Origin of the sequence: Roseovarius lutimaris, assembly GCF_900115165.1 — a bacterium.
Taxonomy (GTDB): domain Bacteria; phylum Pseudomonadota; class Alphaproteobacteria; order Rhodobacterales; family Rhodobacteraceae; genus Roseovarius; species Roseovarius lutimaris.
In genome coordinates this window covers 1-1,143 of the sequence record NZ_FOVP01000072.1, presented here as the reverse complement: position 1 = coordinate 1,143, position 1,143 = coordinate 1, and the positions used below count along the sequence as shown (strand labels likewise).

General features: G+C 59.8%; 2 protein-coding genes. Both read left to right on the top strand.

Annotated elements, in window-relative coordinates; all coding sequences use genetic code 11:
• The first annotated feature begins 330 nt into the window (after positions 1–330).
• The gene (locus BMZ91_RS21000) at positions 331–588 is read left to right on the top strand and encodes a hypothetical protein (RefSeq protein WP_092842511.1); all 258 of its coding nucleotides are present in this window, start codon (positions 331–333) and stop codon (positions 586–588) included.
• The gene (locus BMZ91_RS20995; RefSeq protein WP_092842510.1) at positions 585–1,100 is read left to right on the top strand and encodes a hypothetical protein; all 516 of its coding nucleotides are present in this window, start codon (positions 585–587) and stop codon (positions 1,098–1,100) included. Before BMZ91_RS21000 ends, BMZ91_RS20995 begins: the two co-directional genes overlap by 4 nt.
• Positions 1,101–1,143: the final 43 nt, after the last annotated feature.

Here is a 1,143-nt window from a genome sequence, read left to right as displayed (position 1 = left end):
CCCTTGGCGGTGATCCTCGATGCGCTCGGCTGTCCGGTAGGCGGCGGCGGCAACGGCACTGCGCCCTGTGCTGCGGGAGATCATCTTTGCGGAGAAATGATAGATCGCCATCGGAGCGGGTGAGCCTGTGCGGTTGGTCCAGGGCAATGCCCTGGTCTGGTGGGGTTTGGGGCGGGCGAAGCGCCGCCCCATGTTGCCGCTTGCGGCAAAGGGGAATGGCGTCGCCTTGGGGTTTACCCCGTTGAGACCTCACACATTGCCTTGGCAATGTATAAGTGAGCACTTAAAGTGTTTTTACCGTAGCACCCAGAACAGGACCTCGCAACTCTGATGCCCCGAACCATCGACCAGCAAATCGCCGAGGCCGAGAACAGGGTCCAGAGGCTCAAGACCAAGAAGCGGACAAAAGACACTCGCCGAAAGATCATTGTCGGCGCGACCATCATCCCTGCGGCCTTCAAAGACAAAAAGCTGGCCCGCTACCTGGTCCGGTTGCTGGAAACCTCGCTGACACGGGCCGTGGACAAACAGGACGCCGCACCCCTGCTGGATGAGCTGCGGAAATTCATCGGAGACGACCAGGCATGAGCAACGACCCCATCAAGACCCTGACTGATACCCTTACCCTGCTGCGGGTCGAGATCGCCGATGTGAAGAAGCGCCAGATCACGGAAGAACGGCTCAAGCACCTGCAAGCCGCACTGGAGGACAACGCGGAAAAAATCGCGGGGGTCCAGAACGCAGCCTCGCAAGGGGGCAGGGAAGGCGCGTCCCGTCTGGCCCATTCTCTGGATCAGACCGCCCGTGAGATGCAGGAGAAGGTTGATGATGCCGTGCGCAGCCTCTCAGAGGCCCGTAGAGCGGCCTCAGGCACAGTTCTGGCCCGTAGGCGCAACGTCTGGCTCCTGATGGCTTTCTCAGCCCTTACAGGGCTTGCCACAGGCGCTTTGGCTTCCGTGGTAGTGTTCGATTACTACCTGGGCCGGGATTTTGCGGACAGCGTCCAACTCATGGGGCTGGATTGGGCCTGCACCCGCCAGGATGGGTTCATTGCAGATCAGCAGAACGGCAAGTTCTGCGTGTTCCAGATTAGCGAATGATCCACAGGCAACGCCTAGTGTTAATAGTGTTACCTACGGAGTA

Bases quoted from the DNA above. Each gene is read 5' to 3' on its own strand.
- BMZ91_RS20995 (WP_092842510.1), top strand. From the start codon at position 585: ATGAGCAACGACCCCATCAAGACCCTGACTGATACCCTTACCCTGCTG.
- BMZ91_RS21000 (WP_092842511.1), top strand. From the start codon at position 331: ATGCCCCGAACCATCGACCAGCAAATCGCCGAGGCCGAGAACAGGGTC.